Origin of the sequence: Dactylosporangium sp. NPDC050688 (assembly GCF_040654515.1) — a bacterium.
Lineage (GTDB): Bacteria > Actinomycetota > Actinomycetes > Mycobacteriales > Micromonosporaceae > Dactylosporangium.
Map to the genome: position 1 here is coordinate 35,658 of NZ_JBFAIC010000054.1, position 18,821 is coordinate 54,478.

Sequence of the window (18,821 nt, forward strand, 5' to 3'; positions counted from 1 at the left end):
ATGGCTGAGGACTTCACCGACATGGTGCACGTCCGGTACATGGTCGACGACGTGGAAGCCGCGATCGAGTTCTATACGAAACATCTGGGGTTCCGCCTCAGGATGAGCGCGGCCCCCGCCTTCGCCGACGTCCTGCGGGGCAAGCTGCGGCTGCTGCTGAGCGGGCCGAGCAGCTCCGCCGGCCGCCCGATGCCGGACGGTGCGAAGCCGGTGCCCGGCGGGTGGAACAGGATCCACCTGCCCGTCGAGGACATCGCCGCCGAGGTGGACCGGCTGCGCGCGGCGGGCCTCACGTTCCGCAACGACATCGTCAGCGGCCCCGGCGGCAAGCAGATTCTGCTGGAGGATCCCGCCGGCAATGTTGTGGAGTTGTTCGAGCCCGCAGGCTGACGCAGACCACGGGCGCCCGGCGGCCTCGCGGGCCGCGGCTCCCGCAGGGAAGGCGGCGGTGACCGGCACGTGGTCGGTCGTCGCCGCCTTTGTCGTGCCTGGCGCGTGGGTGATCCGGGCGCCACCAGAAATTCGACCAAACAGCTTTGATGGAACGAACTGATTTGATGTATTGTGATGGTGTGGGCTGCGCCACTTCGCGCTGTCGCCGGCATCGGCGTGCCGACCGGCCGTGAGTTGGCGAACGCGTCCCGGACAACCCGTCGGATCGTTGCAGCAAGCCGGGCTCAGGCCTGTTACCACCAGGGAGATCGTTGCCATGGCCGAGGAAACCGACCGCCGCGAGCGTCCCGCGCCTCCGGGCGACGCGGCCGCGCCGCAGGGCGGTCCGCAGAAGAACCAATGGTGGCTCGTGATCGCCGCCGCGCTGGCGGTCTTCATGGCATCCGTCGACATGAGCATCGTCAACGTCGCGCTGCCTGCGATCGAGCACGACCTGAAGATCGGCACCAGCATGACCGAGTGGGTCGTGCTGGCCTACCTGCTGCCGCTCGCCGGCCTGGCCCTGCCGAGCGGTCGCTGGCTCGACACCGTCGGGCGCCGGCCGGCCCTCCTGTTCTCACTCGGCGGCTTCGCGCTCGCCAGCCTCGCCGCCGGCCTCTCGCCCAACCTGATCTGGCTGATCGCCGCGCGGTTGCTGCAGGGCACCTTCGGCGCGCTGCTGTTCTCGCTCGTACCGGCCCTGGCCACGACGGCCGTCCAGCCGAAGGCCCGCGGCCGGGCGATGGGACTGATCACGACCCTCGGCCCGCTCGGGCTCATCAGCGGGCCCGGGCTCGGCGGCGTGATCGTCGACGGCCTGGGCTGGGCCTGGATCTTCTTCGTCAACGTCCCCGTCAGCGTGGTCGTCATGGCCGTCGGCCTGCGCACCCTGCAGGCCGGCAAGCCGTTGCGGGCCCCGGACCGCGCATGGTTCACCGAGGCGCTCCTGCTCAGCGCCGCCGTCGCCGCGTTGTTGCTCGCCCTGTCCTTCGCCGCGAGTGAGGGCCCGGCGTGGCTGCTGCTGGGGCTCGTCGCCGTGGGGCTGCTCGTCATCTGGCTCCGCATGCCCGTCAGCCGCGCCGTGCGGGGCCTGCTGCGGTCGCCCGGCGAGGCCGGGCCGCACCTGGCGCTGCTCGCCGCCGCGACCGCCATCGGCACCGTCTTCTTCATCACGCCGTTCTTCATGCAGCGGGAGCTCGGCGTGTCGGCGTCCGCCGTCGGTGCGACCGTCCTGCTGTTCCCGGCCGGCATGGCCATCACCGGACCGATCGGCGGCATGCTCGGCGACTGGTGGGGCGCGCGCCGGGTCGCCGTGCTCGGCACGGTGCTGTTCACCGCCGGACTGGCGCTGCTGCTGCCGATGGACGGCTCGTGGGGAGTGGGCGACCTCGCGTGGCGGCTGTTCCTCGCCGGCGCCGGCAACGGGCTCTTCAACGCGCCCAACATGGCCATGGCGATGACCAACGCGCCGGCACCGTTGCTGGCGACGACCGGCTCCTCGACGAACCTGTCCCGGACCCTGGGCTTCGCGCTCGGACCGGCGCTCGCCACGGCGGTGTGGGCGGCGTTCTCCTACGAGCGCGCCGGCATGCAGGCTTCGGTGGTCATGGCGGCGGTGTTCAGCGCCCTGTCGATCGCCGCCGTCATGTGGACGCGGACGCCCACCAAGCAGCCGGACGTGACGGCCGCGCAGCCGGCCGCCGGCACCGCCGCCCGCGGCTGACCGGCCAGGGCCGTCGGCGCGCGGTCCGCGGCGACCGACCGGGAGCGCCGGCACCGCCGCCCGCGGCAACCGGCCCGGGGCGGCGGGGACGCCGGGCCGGTTGCCGCGGTGACCCGGGCCCGGGCCGCCGGCGCGGCCGTTCGTGCCCGACGGCGCTCCCGGCGCTCGCTGCGCTCCCGGCGCTCGCTGCGCTCGCTGCGCTCGCTGCGCTCGCTGCGCTCGCTGCGCTCCCGGCGCTCGCTGCGCTCGCTGCGCTCGCTGCGCTCGCTGCGCTCGCTGCGCTCGCTGCGCTCGCTGCGCCGGCCGCCGGCGCCGCACCACCTCGCTGTCGCACTACCACCACCGCACCGCCGCCATCACCGCACCACCTCGCTGCTGCCCTGCCGCGGCGCCGCCACCGCCGCACCGGCGCGGAGATGCCGGCGTCGTGCTGGGGGAGACCCGGCCGCCCGCCAATCCGAACAGAAACCGAAAGGGAGTTCCACATGCACGTCACCGTCGACGAGGACCTGTGCTGCGGCGCAGGTCAGTGCGCGCTCGCGGCGCCGGAGGTCTTCGCCCAGCGGGAGGACCGGACCGTCATGCTGCTGCAGCCGGCACCCCAGGAGCAGCACCGCGACGCGGTCCTCGACGCGGTCGGGTCCTGCCCCAAGGGCGCCATCACCCTGAGCGACGCCGCGCCGGTGCCGTTCGCCGACGCTGCCGGCGAGGCGCCCGCAGCGCCGCCGGCATAGCCGCGTCACAGCGAAATCCCGCGGCGCCGGACGCCGCGGGATTTCGCATTTCCGGGCGCGTATTCGCCGGGACGCCCGGCATCGCGCCCAACCCCGGGACCGGCTGGCGTGCTACCCGGCGCGGCGGGTCAAAACACCAGGTCAGTGCCCGTTCGGGTAGTGGTGGATGACGAAGTCGAGTAGTTTCCCGGCCGGTTCGGCATCGATAAAATCGAATTGTTTCCTGCTGGGTGCCGCAATGCGGCGGCCGTAACCATCACGGCGACGCGCCGATCGGCGACGTACGAATGAGTGGACGGAGAATCAACGGTGTCGAATCCGCGACGGTCTTCGCGTCGGCCCTCCGCCCTGCCGGGCGGTACGTCATGAGCGGCGAGCGGGCCATCTTCCTGCGCGAGTTCCTGCGGCACCCGCTGCGGACCGCGGCGATCATGCCGAGCCCGCCACCGGTCGCGAGGAACATGGCGGCGGCGGTGCCCGCGCACGGCGACCCGGTGGTCGTGGAGCTCGGCCCTGGCACCGGACCGTTCACACTGGAGATCCAGCGCCGGCTCGCGGGACGGGGCCGCCACCTCGCCGTCGAGCTCAACGAACGGTTCGCCGCCCAACTGCGCAGGCGGTTCCCCGACGTCGAGGTCGCCGACGGCGACGCGGTCCAGCTGCGGCGGATCCTCGACGAGCGAGGGCTGGCCCATGCCGACGTGATCGTCAGCGGCCTGCCGCACGGGCTGTTCTCCCACGCGCTGCAGCGCCGGTTCGTGGAGACGTTCCGGTCCTGCCTGGCACCCGACGGCAGGCTGACGGCGTACGCGTACCTGCACGCGGTCTGGTCGCCGCCGGCGCGGCACTTCCACCGGCTGGTCCACACCGGCTTCCAGGAGGTCATGACCGGGCAGGTGCACTGGTCGTACTTCCCGCCGGCGTACGTGTACACGGCCAGCCACCCGATGCGGCCGCACGCCGGTGAGACGACCGCCGTCGAGGCGTTGCGCACCGGTCACGGCCGGGCGAACCCCTGACCCGGCGCCGCCGGGCGCACGACGCCGGCCCTCCCGGTGCGGTCGCACTGGGAGGGCCGGCGCCTTTGTGGCCGCGGCGGCGGGAACTGCGCGGGGCAACGGGGGAGAGACCCCGCGGGTCACCCGCTGACGGCCACCGGGATCAGCGCGTGCAGCATCTCGCTGAGGATCTGCGGTCCGTGCTGGGTCAGCACTGACTCCGGATGGAACTGCACCGAGCGGAAACCCGGTCCACGCAACGCGTGTACCTCGCCCGAGTCCCGGTCCCGGCTGGCCCGGACGATCTCCGGCAGGGACGCGCAGGCTACGACGTCCTCGGCGGCGACCGCACTGAAACTGTTGTAGAAACCGACCTGCTGCACGACGCCGAACAGGTCGATCGACCGTTGGACCCCCTGGTTGGGCCGGGCCCGGCGGACGACCTCGAAGCCCAGCTCGGCGGCGAGGATCTGATGACCCAGGCAGATGGACAGGAACGGGACGTCGCCGTCGAGCAGCTCGCGGGTGAGCGCGTGCAGCGCGCCGATCCGCGGGTCGGTCGTGTCGCGCGGGTCGCCCGGCCCCGGGCCGACCACGACGAGCTCGTGCGCCGCAGGCTCCAGCGGGTCGTCGTGCCGCGCGATCGTGGTCCGCAGCCCGAGCGCGCGCAGCTGGTGGCCGAGCATCGCGGTGAAGGTGTCCTCACCGTCCACGACGAGGACGCTCCTGCCGAGCAGCGCCGGCTCCGGCGCCGTCGAGCCCGCACCGTCGAGCCAGAAGCGCGACAGGGTCGTGTTGCGCTCGGCCAGCGCCCGCCGCACCCGCGGGTCCGCCGTCGGCGCGTCGCGGCCGGCGCGCGCGACGGGCTCGGGGTGCGCGGCGGGCTGTAGGTGCGTACCACGCGCGTCCTGGGAGAGCCCGAGCGCCTGCAGCATGCCGGCGACCTTGGCGTGGGTCTCGGCCACCTCGGATTCGGGGTCGGAGTCGCGCACGAGCGTGGCGCCGACGCCGATGCCGAGCCTGCCGCCGGGGTCGAGCTCCGCCGTACGGATCATGATGGACGAGTCGAGGGTGCGCCCGCCGTCCGCGTCGTGCCCGATGACGGCGAGCACGCCGCCGTAGTACCGGCGCCCGGTGCGTTCGTGCCGGCTGATGACCCGGAACGCGTTCTGCAGGGGACTGCCCGTCACGGTCGGCGCGAGCAGGGTCTCGGACAGCACGTCGCGCACGTCGAGGTCGCAGTCGCCGCTGAGCAGGTACTCGGTGTGGGTGAGCCGCGCCATCTGCTTGAGGAACGGGCCGTGCACCCGCCCGCCGCCCCGGGAGCACATGCGGGCCATCATCTTGAGCTCCTCGTCGACGACCATGTACAGCTCGTTCGCCTCCTTCGCGTCGTCGAGGAAGCCCAGCAGGCCGGCCGGGTCGGGACCGCCGGGCGGGTGCCGGTAGGTGCCGCTGATCGGGTTCATCACGACCGTGCCGCCGGCCAGGCTGACGTGGCGCTCCGGTGAGGCGCCGATGAAGGTGCCGGCGCCGGTGTGGAACAGGAACGTCCAGTACGCGCCGAGCTCGCCGGTCAGCAGGCGCCGGAAGATGCTGAGCTCCTTGCGCACGCCGAAGTCGTCGATCTGCGCGACGAAGGACCGCCGGATCACGAAGTTGGACCCGGAACCCTGCGCGATCTCCTCACGCATCACCTGCCGCACGATCGCGGCGTACGTCGCGTCGTCGATGTCGAAGCCCGCGCCGGACAGGTGGACGTCCTCGTCCGGCAGCGCCGCGAGCGCCTGCGGCAGGCTCAGCGCGGCGCGCTGCCGGATCTGCATGGCGAGCAGCGGCGCGGCGTCGTCGCGGCAGTCGAACCCGCGCTCGGTGATCTGCCGGTACGGCACCGCGACGAGCAGGTCCTGGCCGGGCCCGTCCGGTGCGGACCGCACGTCCGGCAGTGGCAGGTCGGCGAGGCGGCCGACCGTGCGGACGGCGCCGGCCAGCACCTCGATCTGCGGTTGCGGCCCGGAATGCGGTCGATGGAGCAGGGCGAAAGCCTGCCCGCGTCCGCCGAGGCCGGTCAGATAGCCCATGAAATCGGCCGAGCCTGGCATTTCCCCGACCATGTCTCGCCCTTTCGCGTGGCATCGGATGTGCTTTTCGAGCTGCGGAGGTGTCACGGGCAGGACGATGTCCAGAATCCCCGACGACGGCAGACCGGGGTATCACGTGGAAACGCGATGATGCGGCCCGGTGCCATTGGCGCAAACACCTGCAAGTCGCGGCACTACCCGCCCGAGTAGTGGGCAAAGCGGAGGGTCGCGATTACGGTCGGACTGGCGTCAATCGATGTCGAGCCGCGATTCGACCACCTCGTGCTGGCTGGACCTGCGGTGATGTCTCTCGGGAGAGGAGGTGGGCAGCATGAGCAACGACGTCGCCGTCGAGCAGACCACGACCCGGAGCCGTATCGGCAACAGGGTGCTGTGGGTGATGCAGGTCGTGGTCGGTGTCGACTTCATCGTCGGCGGCCTGGCGAAGCTCGGCGGGTTGCAGCGGATGGTGGACCTGTTCGACCACATCGGTGCGGGCCACTGGCTTCGCTACTTCGTCGGGGTGGTCGAGATCTTCGGCGGGATCGGCATTCTGATCCCGAAACTGTCAGGGCTCGCCGCGACGGGTCTGGCGCTGCTGATGGTGGGGGCCCTGTACACCAACGTGGTGCTCATCGACGAGTCGTGGGCGCCGCTGGCCTGGCTGGTCATCGTCGCCATCATCGCGTGGCGTCGCTGGCCGCAGACCAAGGCGCTGCTCAGCCGGTTCAGACGCTGACCCGTGATCCTCGACCTCCACCGGTCCCCGGCCGGTGGAGGTCTTCTTCATGGGCGGTGCACACGGCCCCGGAAGCGGTCGATCCGCCTCCGGGGCCGTGTGCACCGCCCCTCAGTGCGGGGCGCCGCCGCCCAGCACGTAGTTCTCGCGGTCGAACCGGCGGGTCCGCCGGCGGAACGTGCGGGTCAGGCCGGGCCACAGCGTGGTGTTGCGGCCGCGGGCGTCGAGGTACCAGCTGCGGCAGCCGGACACCCAGACGGTGCCGATGCTCTTGCGCTGCACCTCCGAGACGAAGGACGTCTGCGCGTCGGCGCGGACCTCCACCGTCGGCACACCCGCCCGCTGCATGAACCGCACCGCGTCGATGACGTAGTCCACCTGCGCCTCCATCGTCAGCAGCGACGAGTTCTGCCCGGACACGCTGTTGGGGCCGAGCAGCATGAACAGGTTGGGGTAACCGGTCACGGCGGTGCCCAGGTACGCCTGCGCCCCGTCGCTCCACGCGTCGGCGAGCAGCCGGCCGTCGCGGCCGCGCAGCCGGGCGGCGACCGGCATGTTCGCCGACTCGTAGCCGGTGCTGAAGATGATCGCGTCGACCGGCCGTCGCGTGCCGTCGGCGCAGACGATCGAGTCGCGCCGCACCTCCAGGATCGGGCTGCGCACCAGCTCGGTGTTCGGCTGGGTGATCGCCGGATAGTAGGAGTTGGAGAGCACCACCCGCTTGCAGCCGAGCCGGTAGTCCGGGGTGAGCGCCGCCCGCAGCTGTGGGTTCTCGACCTGCCGGCGCAGGTGCCGCCGGGCCAGCCACTCCGCGGGCTTGAGCATCCGCTGGTCGAACGTGAGGCCGAGGATGAGCGTCTCCCGCCACAGGTAGACCGCCGTGCGGGCCAGGCGCTGCACGAACGGCAGCGCGCGGAAGACGCCCTGCTCGACGGGGCTCTTGTGGCGGTCCCAGCGGGGGATGACCCACGGAGGGGTGCGCTGGAAGACGTACAGCTGCGCCACCTCCGGCTGGATCTCCGGGATGAACTGCACCGCCGACGCGCCCGTGCCGATCACCGCGACCCGCTTGCCGTGCAGGTCGTAGGAATGGTCCCAGGCCGCGGAGTGGAAGGCGGCGCCGGCGAACTGTTCCAGCCCGGGCAGGTACGGGACGGCCGGCTTGCTCAGCGGGCCGGTGGCGACCACCAGCACGTCCGCGGTCACCGTGCCCCGCGAGGTGGTGACCGTCCAGCGGGCGGACTCGTCGCTCCACCGCGCCTCGAGCATCTCGTGCCCGGCGCGCAGGTGCGGGTCCAGGCCGAACTGGGTGGCGCAGCGGAGCAGGTACGCCTGGATCTCCGGCTGCGACGGGAACGTCCTGGTCCAGTGCGGGTCCGGCGCGAACGAGTACGAGTAGAGGTTGGACGGCACGTCGCTGGCGGCGCCGGGATAGATGCTGTCGCGCCACGTGCCGCCCACGTCGCCGGCGCGTTCGAGGACGACGAAGTCGTCGATGTCGGCCTGCTTGAGCCGGATCGCCATGCCCAGGCCGGCGAACCCGGCACCGACCACGGCGATGCGCACGTGCGGCGGCAGTGTCGGCACGCAGGCATCCGCGCCGGCTCCGCGCGTGCTCCACTGCTGCGCGGGGACCGGCCGCGCGGCGTTGCGCAGCACCGCCAGGACCGGCCCTGACGTGAGATACGCGCCGATCGCGCCGGCGAAGGTGAGCGTCGGCCGGACGGCGGCAGCGGCGACCGCCGGCAGCCACACCCACCACGGCAGCGCGGCGAGCGGGCCGAACTTCGCGTAGGGGATCGTGGTGATCATCAGGAAGGCCAGGCCGGCGACGATGCCGAGGTGGCTGCCGACCGGCGCGACGTCCAGCAGGATGGCGAGCGCCAGGATGACCGCCGGCATCGCGGCGGGCAGGCCCGCGAAGCATCGCGCGTCCTTCGGCACGACGTTGAAGCGGGCGAGCCGGATCATCGCGCAGGCGGACAGCATGGCGCACGCCGACGCCGTCGCGTAGTCGGGCGCGGCGCCGTCGAGCCAGTGGTAGGCGAGCAGCGGCGTGGCCACCCCGAACCCGCAGAGGTCGGCGAGGGAGTCCATCTGCGCGCCGAACGGGCTCGCCACACCGAACCTGCGGGCCAGCGCGCCGTCTAGGCCGTCCATGCAGAAGCAGCCGAGGATGCACGCGGCCGCCCACCGCAGGTGGCCGCTCTCGGCGAGCAGGATCGCGCAGACGCCGAGGAGCAGCACGGCCACGGTGCACAGGTTGACCACGGCGAAGCGCAGCAGGCGCCCCGGCGCCGGGTCTCCGGGCAGCAGGGTGCTGAGCCACCGCGCCGGGCCCCGGGCCGCGCGCCTGGCGGTCATCCCGGGCGGCTGTCCCGCCGGGGGAGCGGCGACGGGACGCCGGTTGACGGAACGCTGACCGGTGGAGCCCTGCCCGGCGGTGCGGCGCCCCACCGGGCGGTGGTTGGCCGGAGGTTGTCTGATAGGCATGCGAGCGCCTTCCAAATTGTGAATGGCACGCTCTTTCGCCTCAGAGTCTCCGTGTCGCGACCGCCGGGTGGCGTCACTGATTTCCGCGATTTCCCGCGTATTCGCGTGAACTGGTGGCGTCCCCGCCCGTCAAACGGTGTTGGCGTGAATACCTGGGTGGCGCGGCACCACTCGCGTGAGTAGTAGGTGCATCGATGTTCGGCGATTACTGTCGATTTCAGCGCGAGGCTCGAAACGGGGCGGTGACCGACCATGGACGTGCTGGTGCAGAAATACGGCGGAACCTCACTGGAAACCCTCGACCGGGTGCGCAACGCCGCCCTGCGCGTCGCCGGGCAGTGGCGCGACGGACGTTCGATGGTCGTGGTCGTCTCCGCCCGGGGCGGCCGGACCGACGACCTGCTCCGCCTCGCGGCGGACGTCGGGCCGACGCAGCCGTCGCGGGAGCTGGACCAGCTGCTGGCCGTCGGGGAGGCGGAGTCGGCAGCGCTGATGGCGCTGACGTTGCGCGGCCTGGGTGTGCCGGCACGGTCGCTGACGGGGCACCAGGCCGGCATCCGTACCACTGAACGGCACGGTGACGCGCTCATTGCCGGGATCGGGGCGGACCCGGTCCTGGCGGCGCTGCGCGAGCGCCACGTCGCCGTCGTCGCCGGTTTCCAGGGCGTCAACGGCGCCGGAGATCTCGCCACCCTCGGGCGGGGCGGCTCGGACACGACCGCCGTCGCGCTGGCCGCGCAGCTGCGGGCGGCGTGCGAGATCTACACCGACGTGGACGGGGTCTTCACCGCCGATCCCCGCATCATGCCCGCCGCCCGGTGCCTGCCGTGGGTGCATCCGGACGTCATGGCGGAGATGGCGTTCGCCGGCGCCCGCATCCTGCACACCCGCTGTGTCGAGCTCGCCGCAATGGAAAGGGTCGAGGTGTCGGTCAGAAACGCATTGTCGCAGTCGCCGGGGACGACGATCGCCGAGTCGCCGCGGGACCGGTCGCTGGAGACCCGTCGCGCGGTGGTGGCGGTGACCCACGACACCGACGTCGCCCGGGTGCTCGTGCACTGCCGCAGCGGCAGGCACGACGTCGCGCCCGAGGTGTTCAAGGTGCTCGCGGCGCAGGGCACGGTGGTCGACCTGGTCGCCCGGTCCGGGCCGTACGAGAACGAGTTCCGGATGGGTTTCACGATCCGCCGCAGCGAGGCCAGCCGGGTCAGGGACGCCCTGTACGAGGTGGCGGTCGGCTTCGGCGGCGGGGTCCACTTCGACGAGAACGTCGGCAAGGTGTCGGTCGTCGGCATGGGCCTGCTGAGCCGCCCGGAGTACACGGCAAGGCTCATGGCGGCGCTTGCCGACGCGCGGATCCCGACCAGCTGGATCTCCACGTCCCAGGCGCGGCTGTCGGTCATCGTGCCGCAGGACCTGGCGGTCGCCGCCGTCGACGCCCTGCACACCGCCTTCCAGCTCGACCGCGCCGAGCCGCCCGCCCCGGCGGCCCCCCGAACAGCACCGACCTCCGAGCACGTATCCACGGTTCGAGACAGGTAGGACACCATGACCGTCAACAACGCCTCCTTCGCCCGGCGGCTGCGGGTACGACGTCTGTTCCGCCACGGTGACGGACGCCTGTTCGTGGTCCCCCTGGACCATTCCGTCGCTGACGGCCCGCTCGGCTGCGCCGACCTCAACGCGCTGGTCACCGAGCTCACCGGCACCGGCGTGGATGCCGTCGTGCTGCACAAGGGCAGTCTGCGGCACGTCGACCCCGGCTGCTTCACCGACATGTCCCTGATCGTGCACCTGAGCGCCAGCACCCGGCACGCACCGGATCCGAACGCGAAGTACCTGGTGGCCGGCGTCGCCGAGGCGGTGCGGCTCGGCGCCGACGCGGTCAGCGTGCACGTCAACCTCGGCTCGGAGCAGGAGGCCCGGCAGATCGCCGACCTGGCCGCGGTGTCCGGGGAGTGTGACCGCTGGAACGTGCCGTTGCTGGCCATGGTGTACGTCCGCGGCCCGAAGATCAGTGACTCGCGGGCCCCGGACCTGGTGGCGCACGCCGCGTCGCTGGCCGCGGACCTCGGCGCCGACATCGTCAAGACCGACTATGCCGGCTCACCGGAGGCCATGGCCTCGGTTGTGCGCGGCTGCCCGATCCCGCTGATCGTCGCCGGTGGACCGCGGGAGGAGCAGACCGAGGCGGTGCTCGCCCACGTCGCCGACGCCCTGCGCGGCGGGGCCGCCGGTGTCGCGATGGGCCGCAACGTGTTCCAGGCCAGCCAGCCGGGCCGGATGGCCGCCGCGGTCGCCGGGCTCCTGCACGGCCCGCTGCTGCCCTCGCCCCGGCAGCCGCTCGACGACCGGCTTTCGCTCACCAACTGACTCGGAAAAAGAGGAGACCAACTCATGAAGATGTGCTGGGTGGACGTGCGCAGCGCCGGCAGCGCCCGGACGGCGATCGTCGAGGAGGCCGTGCACCAGCGGGTCGACGCCATCGTGGCGGCCGATCCGGGCGACCTGCGGGCACTTCCCCCGACGGTGAAGAAGGTGCTGTTCGCGCAGGGCGACGCCCTGCCCGACGAGCTGGACGCCGCCGATCTGGTCATCGTGGAGCCCGCCCGCCACGGCGAGCCGGCCGAGCTCGCCGAACGCCACCCCGACGTGGAGTTCGGCCGGTTCGTGGAGATCACCGACGCGGCCAGCCTCGAGGAGGCGTGCCGGGCGGCGCAGCTGGACCGCTGGAGCGTGCTGTACTTCCGCGACCCGACCAAGATCCCGCTGGAGATCGTGCTCGCGGCCGCCGCCCGCGCCGACGGGTCCATCATCACGCAGGTCGCCGACGTCGAGGAGGCACAGATCGTCTTCGGGGTGCTGGAGCACGGCTCCGACGGGGTGATGCTCGCGCCGCGGGCGGTCGGGGAGGCCACCGACCTCAAGGCCGCCGCGGCCGGCAGCCCCGACGACCTGTCCCTGGTGGAGCTGGAGATCACCGCGATCAGGCGGGCCGGCCTCGGCGACCGGGTCTGCGTGGACACCTGCTCCCAGTTCCGCCCCGACGAGGGCATCCTGGTCGGCTCGTTCTCCCACGGGATGATCCTGTGCTGCAGCGAGACCCACCCGCTGCCGTACATGCCGACGCGTCCGTTCCGCGTCAACGCCGGCGCGCTGCACTCCTACACGCTGTCAGACCAGGGACGCACCCGGTACCTCAGCGAGCTCGACGCCGGCGGCAAGGTCCTGGCCGTGGACTCCAAGGGCCAGGTCCGCGTCGTGACGGTCGGCCGGGTGAAGATCGAACGCCGGCCGATGCTGGCGATCGACGCGGTGTCGGACTCGGGCGTGCAGGTCAACCTCATCGTCCAGGACGACTGGCACGTGCGGGTGCTCGGCCCGGGCGGCACGGTTCTCAACGTCACCGACCTGACCGCCGGCACGAAGGTCCTCGGCTACCTGCCGGTCGAGCAACGCCACGTCGGCTACCCGATCGACGAGTTCTGCATCGAGAAGTGACCCGTGGCCGCGACCGATTCGCCGCCGGCGACCGGTGTGGCGGGGCAGCCAGTCCTGGACTTCCACGTCCGGCTGGTGCCCCGCCCCGGGGCCCGCGAGCGGCTGCTCGCCGCCCTGGACGAGTGCGGGCTGGAACGCGCGGTGGTGTGCGCCGGCGGCACCATCGCCCTGGACCGCCTGGCCCGGCAGCTCGTCCTCGGTGGGCACGTCGAGACCGACGCTGACAACGCGGCCGTCCAGGCTGCCTGCGAGGGCACCGACGGCCGCCTCGTGCCGTTCTTCTTCGCCAACCCGCACCGGGAACCCGCCCGGTACCGGGACGTCGCCGACCGCTTCCGGGGCCTGGAGATCTCGCCGGCCGTGCACGGCGCCGGCCTCACCGACCCCCGGGTCGTGGCCCTCGTCGACGTCGCCGCCGCGGCCGGCCACCCGGTGTACGTGGTGTGCATCGACCGGCCCGGCGCCGGTGTCGCCGACCTGGTCGAGCTGGCCCGCCGGTTCCCCACGGTGCACTTCGTGCTCGGCCACAGCGGTATCGGCAACATCGACCTGTACGCACTCGCGCTGATCGAGGGCGAGCCCAACATCCTGCTGGAGACGTCGGGCGGCTACACCTGCGTCGCCGAGGCGGCGCTGCGCGACCTCGGCGCCGACCGGGTGGTGTTCGGCTCCGAGTTCCCGCTGCAGCATCCGAGCGTCGAACTGGCCAAGTTCCGCGCCATCCGGATCCCGGCCGAGCAGTGGCGCCGGGTCGCCTGGGACAACGCGCACCGATTGCTGGGGGAGACCAAACCATGAACAGCTTCAGTTCCGCCCTGCCACAGCTCGGCCAATGGCACAGCCTGGAGGACCTGCGAGAGCTGCAGGACAAGCAGCTGCCGCAGACGGTGTCGTGGGCCGCCCGCTCGCCGTTCTACCGCGACCGGCTGGCCTCCGGTGCCCTGCCGGCGACCGGTGCGGAGCTCGCCGGGCTGCCGCTGACCACGAAGCAGGACCTGCGCGACGCCTATCCGTTCGGGCTGCTCGCCGTGCCGAAGGAGCGCCTGGCGACCTATCACGAGTCCAGCGGCACCGCGGGCCGGCCGACGCCCTCGTACTACACCGAGGAGGACTGGGTCGACCTGGCGGAACGTTTCGCCCGCAAGTGGATCGGCATGTCCGACGCCGACCTGTTGCTGGTGCGCACACCGTACGCGCTGATGCTCACCGGGCACCTCGCGCACGCCGCGGGCCGGCTGTGCGGCGCCACCGTCGTGCCCGGCGACAACCGGTCCCTGGCCATGCCCTACGCCCGCGTCGTGCGGGTCCTGCACGACCTGGGCGTGACCCTGACGTGGGCGGTCGCCACGGAGTACCTGCTGTGGGCGGCCGCGGCCGCGGCCGCCGGGCACCGGCCCGACGCCGACTTCCCGCACCTGCGGGCCCTGTTCACCGGCGGTGAGCCGCTCACCGACGCGCGCCGGCGACGGATCAGCCGGATCTGGGGGGTGCCGGTCGTGGAGGAGTACGGCTCCACGGAGACCGGCAGCCTCGCCGGTGAGTGCCCGCACGGGCGGCTGCACCTGTGGGCGGACCGGGCCGTGTTCGAGGTGTACGACCCGGCGACCGGAACCGTGCGCGCCGAAGGCGACGGGCAGCTGGTCGTCACGCCCCTGTACCGCGAAGCCATGCCTCTGCTGCGGTACAACCTCGAGGACAACGTCTCGGTCTCCTACCAGGACTGCGCCTGCGGGTGGGGCCTGCCGACCGTCAACGTGTACGGCCGCGCCGCATTCGGCTATCCGGTCGGCTCGACCACCGTCACCCAGCACCGCCTCGAGGAGCTGGTCTTCTCGCTGCCGGACGCCCACGGGGTGCTGTTCTGGCGGGCCAGGGCCGAACCGCCGCTGCTGCGCATCCAGATCGAGGTGGCCGACGAGCACCGCGACGCCGCCACGGCGGCGCTCACGGCGGCGGTGCGGGCCACGCTCGGCGTCGACTGCGACGTCACCGGCCTGGCACCGGGCACGCTCGTGCCGCACACGGTGCTGACCTCGATGGCCGACGTGGTCAAGCCACGCAGCCTGTTCGGCGCCGACGAGGACTGGGACAAGGCGCTGCTGTACTACTGACCGGCACCGGGACGGGAGAGACATGCCGCGCACGAGTGTGGCCATCGTAGGGGCCGGCCTGGCCGGCCTCACGCTCGGCGCCGCCCTGGACCGGGCCGGTGTCGACTTCCAGCTGTACGAGCAGGCACCGCGACTGACCGAGGTGGGCGCCGGGGTGCAGCTCGCGCCGAACGCCACCAGGCTGCTGCACCGGCTCGGCCTGGGGAAAGGGCTGCGCGCGGCCGCCGTCATGCCGCAGGCGATCGAGATGCGCCGCTGGGACGACGGCGCGCCGCTGCACCGCACCCCGCTCGGCGACGCGTGCCTGAGCAGGTTCGGCGCCCCCTACTACACGGTGCACCGGGCGGACCTGCACAGCTGCCTGCTCTCCATGGTGCCCACCGGCCGGGTGCGGCTGGGCGTGCGGTGCGTCGCGGTCACCCAGACCGCAGACGCCGCGCGACTGGAGCTGTCCGACGGCACGACGGTCGAGGCCGACCTCGTCGTCGGCGCCGACGGCATCCACTCCGTCGTGCGCGAGCACCTCGTCCGCGACCACCCCCGCTACTCGAGGCAGGTGATCTACCGGGGGCTGGTGCCGGCTGCCCGGGTGCCGCACCTGCTCGCCGAGCCGCGGGTGCTGCTGTGGTTCGGGCCGGACCAGCACTGCGTCTGCTATCCGGTGTCCGCGGGCCGGCAGGTGAGCTTCGGCGCGACGGTGCGGGTGCCGCACCGGCACGGGGAGTCGTGGTCGGCGCAGGGCAGCGTGCGGGACCTCGCCGCCGCATACACGGGCTGGCACGAGGACGTCACCCGGCTGATCCACGCGGCGGACGCGGTCGGCAGGTGGGCGCTGCACGACCGGGACGCCCTCCAGCGGCTCAGCGTGGGCCGGGTCGCCGTCGCCGGCGACGCGGCGCACCCGATGCTGCCGTTCCGGGCCCAGGGCGCCAACCAGGCGATCGAGGACGCGGTCACGCTCGCCCGCTGCCTCACCGACTCGGGCGCGGCGGCCGGCGACGGCGCCGCGCTAAGCGCCGCGCTGCGCCGGTACGAGGGGATCCGGCTGCCCCGCACGAGCCGCATCCAGCAGGAGTCGCGCGACAACGTACGCGTCTTCCACCTGCCCGACGGGGCCGAGCAACGGCACCGTGACGCCGCCGCGGCGACCTCGTCGGGCCTGGAAAGCAACGACTGGTTGTTCGGCTACGACGCCGACGCCGACGCTGCCGCCGCGCCGGTCGCCGCCGCCCGCGAGCCCGGCTGAGCCCCACCGAAGGGAGCGCATGATGGAACTGTCCGGCATAGCGTCGAAGGTCGCGCTGGTCACCGGCGCGGCGCAGGGGATCGGCGCGGCAGTCGCCCGCACCTTGGCGGAGGCCGGCGCGCTGGTCGCGGCCGCGGACCGCAACACCGAGCGGCTCGGCACCGCGGTGACGAAGCTGGAAGCGGACGGCCTGACCGCCCGCGGCTACCCGGTCGACGTCAGCGACAGCGCGGCGGTCGATGCACTCGTGCGGCTGGTCGAGGACGAGCAGGGCCCCGTGGACATCCTCGTCAACGCCGCCGGTGTGCTGCACACCGGCAGCATCGTCGAGCTGCCGGACCGGCACTGGAGCGAGGTGTTCTCCGTCAACGCCGGCGGCGTGTTCAACGTCTCCCGGGCCGTCGCCCGCAGGATGATCCCCCGCCGGCGCGGGACGATCGTGACGGTGGCGTCCAACGCGGCCGGGGTGCCGCGGGTCAACATGGCGGCCTACGCGGCGTCCAAGGCGGCGTCCGCCCAGTTCACCCGGTGCCTCGGCCTGGAGCTCGCTGGCCATGGCATCCGGTGCAACGTCGTGTCGCCGGGATCGACCGACACGCCGATGCTGCGCACGATGCTCGGCGAGCACACCGATCCGGCGTTCGCGGTCGAGGGTTCCCTGGCCGCGTACCGGGTCGGCATCCCCCTGCGGAAGCTCGCCCAGCCGTCCGACGTGGCGGATGCGGTCGCGTTCCTCGTGTCCGACCAGGCCGGCCACATCACCATGCACGACATCTACGTCGACGGCGGAGCTGCCCTGCACGTGTGACGCCACGTCACAGCCAGCACGACCGACGAGCCGAACAGGAGCCCGACGATGGCCATGAACAGGATCGCGCCCTACCCGATGCCGGGCGCCGGCGAGCTGCCGGCCGCGGCGGTGCCGTGGCGTCCCCGCGCGGACCGCGCTGCGGTGCTGGTCCACGACATGCAACGGTACTTCCTGCGGCCGTTCCCGGCGGGCGGGTCTCCACTCACCGAGCTGCTGACCAACGTCGCGGTGCTGCTCGCCGCGGCGCGCGGGGCGGGCGTACCGGTCATGTACACCGCCCAGCCGGGCGGCATGAGCCGGCAGGACCGCGGCCTGCTGCACGACTTCTGGGGCGCGGGCATGAGCGGCGATGCAGACGACCGGCAGATCGCCGATGCGCTCGAGCCGGAACCCGGCGAGGTGGTCCTGACGAAGTGGCGATACAGCGCATTCCACCGCAGCGACCTCGAGGAGCGGCTGCGCGGCTCCGGCCGCGACCAGCTCATCGTCTGTGGCGTCTACGCCCACGTGGGCTGCCTGATGACCGCCTGCGACGCGTTCACCCGCGACATCGAGGCGTTCTTCGTCGCCGACGCCATGGGCGACTTCTCGCTCGACCATCACATGCTGGCCCTGTGGTACGCGGCGGCGCGGTGCGCGGTGCCGTTGACGACCGCCGGTGTCGTGGACACGCTGACGGCTCAGCCGGCCGCGTCGATCACGTCGGCCGTCTCGGAGTAGTGCAGCAACGTGAGCCTGGCCAGCTCGACCCTGGAGCGGATGTCGAGCTTGCGGAACATGCGGCGCAGGTGGTAGTTGACCGTGTGCGGGGACCGGAACAGCTGGCTGGCGATCTGCTGGTTCGTGAGCCCCTGGCTGACCAGCCGCGCCACGCGACGCTCGGTGTCGTTGAGCAGCGTCCACTCCGGCGCCTGGCGCGCGGGCGCGGCGAGCCGGATCGCGGCCGGCCGGTCGCGCGCCTCGGCCCGGCCGGCGTCCCATAGGTCGAGGACCCGGTCGGACCCGGGGACCGCGTTGCCGGCCGGCTCCGCCCCCGCGGACTGGGCCAGCGCAACCCGCGCTGGAAGCGGCAGTGCCAGCAGCAGGCACTGCCGGAACAGGTCCTGGGCGAAGGCCAGCCGGTCGCCGTCGCAGACGAGGACGTCGGCGGCGAGTACCTCGTCGAGCGGGGCGAGCAGGTCCGCGGCCGGCCGATGCAGCAGGTGCGCCGCGTCGCTCAGGGTGAACCGGGAGCCGAGGACCGCACCGACCTCGAGCAGCTGCCGGCAGGTGCCACCGAGCTCGGTAACGCACCGCAGGACACACGCCCGCACCCGGGCGGACGGTCCGCGCCGCCACCCGCCCGGGCCGGAGCCGGCGGCGTCGCAGGCCAGCGCGACGGCCAGCGCTGGGTTGCCGCCGGCGGCACGCAGCAGCTCCTGCGCGCCCGTCATCGGGCCACCAGCACGGTCCGCCACCAGCTGGACCAGCACCTGAGGCGGCAACGGTCGCAGGTCGACCCGCCCACCCGGCGCCGAACCGTCCGCGAAGAGCCGGTCCACGACCTGCCCGCCGGCCCGGCGCCGCCGGCTGAGGATCCAGGCGACGGACCGGTCCCGCAGCCGCCCGGGCAGCGAGTACAGGCTGCGGACGAACACCGGGTCGGCGTGGTGCAGGTCGTCGAGCACGACGAGGACAGGCCGTGACGACGAGCCGCGGGTGGTGAGGGCGGCCGGTTCGGCCCCGGCGACCCAGCCGGTGTCCACGACGGCGAAGCCGAGCCGCCCGGCCATGACCGCCACCTCCTCCAGCAGCCGCGTACGGCCGCTGCCCCAGCCGCCCTCGACACGCAGCACAGTGTTCGTCCCCGCCACCACGGTGTGCAGCGCCCGCAGGATCTGCCGCTGCTCGGTCTCCCGGCCCCGCAGGCGTGGCGTCATCGGCGCTCCATTTCGAGAGTTTCTCCGGCGGTA

At 72.8% G+C, this 18,821-nt stretch carries 16 protein-coding genes; 13 read left to right on the forward strand and 3 right to left on the reverse strand.

The window, feature by feature from the left end:
- The 4 genes from AB0H83_RS37035 (at position 1) to AB0H83_RS37050 (ending at position 3,908) form a co-directional block, all read left to right on the forward strand.
- Positions 1-390 carry a VOC family protein gene (locus AB0H83_RS37035; protein ID WP_360103415.1) on the forward strand — a complete coding sequence of 130 codons (390 nt, stop codon included), beginning with the start codon at positions 1-3 and terminating at the stop codon, positions 388-390.
- 319 nt (positions 391-709) lie between these two features.
- Positions 710-2,155, forward strand: a complete 1,446-nt coding sequence (locus AB0H83_RS37040) for an MFS transporter (RefSeq protein WP_360103417.1) — start codon at positions 710-712, stop codon at positions 2,153-2,155.
- Between the two features lie 485 nt (positions 2,156-2,640).
- A complete protein-coding gene (locus AB0H83_RS37045) occupies positions 2,641-2,889 on the forward strand; it encodes a ferredoxin (RefSeq protein ID WP_360103419.1) in 249 nt (82 codons plus the stop codon).
- A gap of 287 nt (positions 2,890-3,176) precedes the next feature.
- Positions 3,177-3,908, forward strand: coding sequence for a methyltransferase domain-containing protein (locus AB0H83_RS37050; RefSeq protein ID WP_360103421.1), 732 nt, complete (start codon positions 3,177-3,179; stop codon positions 3,906-3,908).
- Positions 3,909-4,027: 119 nt separating this feature from the next.
- Here the strand turns inward: AB0H83_RS37050 and AB0H83_RS37055 are convergent, their stop codons facing one another.
- Positions 4,028-5,989 (reverse strand): anthranilate synthase family protein, encoded by a 1,962-nt coding sequence (locus AB0H83_RS37055; protein ID WP_360103423.1) that lies wholly within the window; start codon positions 5,987-5,989, stop codon positions 4,028-4,030.
- Between the two features lie 310 nt (positions 5,990-6,299).
- Between AB0H83_RS37055 and AB0H83_RS37060 the strand changes: the two genes are divergently transcribed.
- Positions 6,300-6,707, forward strand: coding sequence for a DoxX family protein (locus AB0H83_RS37060; protein WP_360103425.1), 408 nt, complete (start codon positions 6,300-6,302; stop codon positions 6,705-6,707).
- 111 nt (positions 6,708-6,818) lie between these two features.
- On the opposite strand, the gene AB0H83_RS37065 is transcribed toward AB0H83_RS37060, so the two are convergent.
- A complete protein-coding gene (locus AB0H83_RS37065) occupies positions 6,819-9,071 on the reverse strand; it encodes an NAD(P)-binding domain-containing protein (protein WP_360103427.1) in 2,253 nt (750 codons plus the stop codon).
- Positions 9,072-9,452: 381 nt separating this feature from the next.
- Here AB0H83_RS37065 and AB0H83_RS37070 point away from each other — a divergent pair, with 381 nt between their 5' ends.
- From AB0H83_RS37070 to AB0H83_RS37105, 8 genes are read left to right on the forward strand one after another with little or no spacing between them, the layout of a single operon-like run.
- The gene (locus AB0H83_RS37070; protein WP_360103429.1) at positions 9,453-10,742 is read left to right on the forward strand and encodes an aspartate kinase; all 1,290 of its coding nucleotides are present in this window, start codon (positions 9,453-9,455) and stop codon (positions 10,740-10,742) included.
- Between the two features lie 6 nt (positions 10,743-10,748).
- A complete protein-coding gene (locus tag AB0H83_RS37075) occupies positions 10,749-11,573 on the forward strand; it encodes a 2-amino-3,7-dideoxy-D-threo-hept-6-ulosonate synthase (protein ID WP_360103431.1) in 825 nt (274 codons plus the stop codon).
- A 24-nt stretch (positions 11,574-11,597) separates the two neighbouring features.
- Positions 11,598-12,701, forward strand: coding sequence for a 3-dehydroquinate synthase II (locus AB0H83_RS37080; protein ID WP_360103433.1), 1,104 nt, complete (start codon positions 11,598-11,600; stop codon positions 12,699-12,701).
- A 3-nt stretch (positions 12,702-12,704) separates the two neighbouring features.
- Positions 12,705-13,499 (forward strand): amidohydrolase family protein, encoded by a 795-nt coding sequence (locus tag AB0H83_RS37085; RefSeq protein WP_360103435.1) that lies wholly within the window; start codon positions 12,705-12,707, stop codon positions 13,497-13,499.
- Positions 13,496-14,812, forward strand: a complete 1,317-nt coding sequence (locus tag AB0H83_RS37090; RefSeq protein WP_360103437.1) for an AMP-binding protein — start codon at positions 13,496-13,498, stop codon at positions 14,810-14,812. Before AB0H83_RS37085 ends, AB0H83_RS37090 begins: the two co-directional genes overlap by 4 nt.
- A gap of 22 nt (positions 14,813-14,834) precedes the next feature.
- Positions 14,835-16,058 carry an FAD-dependent monooxygenase gene (locus AB0H83_RS37095; protein WP_360103439.1) on the forward strand — a complete coding sequence of 408 codons (1,224 nt, stop codon included), beginning with the start codon at positions 14,835-14,837 and terminating at the stop codon, positions 16,056-16,058.
- Between the two features lie 19 nt (positions 16,059-16,077).
- Entirely contained in the window at positions 16,078-16,866 is a 789-nt protein-coding gene (locus AB0H83_RS37100) for a 2,3-dihydro-2,3-dihydroxybenzoate dehydrogenase (RefSeq protein WP_360103441.1), read from the forward strand.
- Between the two features lie 48 nt (positions 16,867-16,914).
- Positions 16,915-17,589, forward strand: a complete 675-nt coding sequence (locus AB0H83_RS37105) for an isochorismatase family protein (protein ID WP_360103443.1) — start codon at positions 16,915-16,917, stop codon at positions 17,587-17,589.
- On the opposite strand, the gene AB0H83_RS37110 is transcribed toward AB0H83_RS37105, so the two are convergent.
- On the reverse strand, positions 17,550-18,788 hold the full coding sequence (locus tag AB0H83_RS37110) for a helix-turn-helix transcriptional regulator (RefSeq protein ID WP_360103445.1): 1,239 nt from the start codon (positions 18,786-18,788) through the stop codon (positions 17,550-17,552). The two genes, AB0H83_RS37105 and AB0H83_RS37110, sit on opposite strands and share 40 nt — an antisense overlap.
- Positions 18,789-18,821 lie beyond the last annotated feature (33 nt).

What these genes read in the sequence shown, in the direction of transcription:
- AB0H83_RS37035 (WP_360103415.1), top strand. Translation starts at nt 1, where the DNA reads ATGGCTGAGGACTTCACCGACATGGTGCACGTCCGGTACATGGTCGAC.
- AB0H83_RS37040 (WP_360103417.1), top strand. Translation starts at nt 710, where the DNA reads ATGGCCGAGGAAACCGACCGCCGCGAGCGTCCCGCGCCTCCGGGCGAC.
- AB0H83_RS37045 (WP_360103419.1), top strand. Translation starts at nt 2,641, where the DNA reads ATGCACGTCACCGTCGACGAGGACCTGTGCTGCGGCGCAGGTCAGTGC.
- AB0H83_RS37050 (WP_360103421.1), top strand. Translation starts at nt 3,177, where the DNA reads ATGAGTGGACGGAGAATCAACGGTGTCGAATCCGCGACGGTCTTCGCG.
- AB0H83_RS37055 (WP_360103423.1), bottom strand. Translation starts at nt 5,989, where the DNA reads ATGCCAGGCTCGGCCGATTTCATGGGCTATCTGACCGGCCTCGGCGGA.
- AB0H83_RS37060 (WP_360103425.1), top strand. Translation starts at nt 6,300, where the DNA reads ATGAGCAACGACGTCGCCGTCGAGCAGACCACGACCCGGAGCCGTATC.
- AB0H83_RS37065 (WP_360103427.1), bottom strand. Translation starts at nt 9,071, where the DNA reads ATGACCGCCAGGCGCGCGGCCCGGGGCCCGGCGCGGTGGCTCAGCACC.
- AB0H83_RS37070 (WP_360103429.1), top strand. Translation starts at nt 9,453, where the DNA reads ATGGACGTGCTGGTGCAGAAATACGGCGGAACCTCACTGGAAACCCTC.
- AB0H83_RS37075 (WP_360103431.1), top strand. Translation starts at nt 10,749, where the DNA reads ATGACCGTCAACAACGCCTCCTTCGCCCGGCGGCTGCGGGTACGACGT.
- AB0H83_RS37080 (WP_360103433.1), top strand. Translation starts at nt 11,598, where the DNA reads ATGAAGATGTGCTGGGTGGACGTGCGCAGCGCCGGCAGCGCCCGGACG.
- AB0H83_RS37090 (WP_360103437.1), top strand. Translation starts at nt 13,496, where the DNA reads ATGAACAGCTTCAGTTCCGCCCTGCCACAGCTCGGCCAATGGCACAGC.
- AB0H83_RS37095 (WP_360103439.1), top strand. Translation starts at nt 14,835, where the DNA reads ATGCCGCGCACGAGTGTGGCCATCGTAGGGGCCGGCCTGGCCGGCCTC.
- AB0H83_RS37100 (WP_360103441.1), top strand. Translation starts at nt 16,078, where the DNA reads ATGATGGAACTGTCCGGCATAGCGTCGAAGGTCGCGCTGGTCACCGGC.
- AB0H83_RS37105 (WP_360103443.1), top strand. Translation starts at nt 16,915, where the DNA reads ATGGCCATGAACAGGATCGCGCCCTACCCGATGCCGGGCGCCGGCGAG.
- AB0H83_RS37110 (WP_360103445.1), bottom strand. Translation starts at nt 18,788, where the DNA reads ATGACGCCACGCCTGCGGGGCCGGGAGACCGAGCAGCGGCAGATCCTG.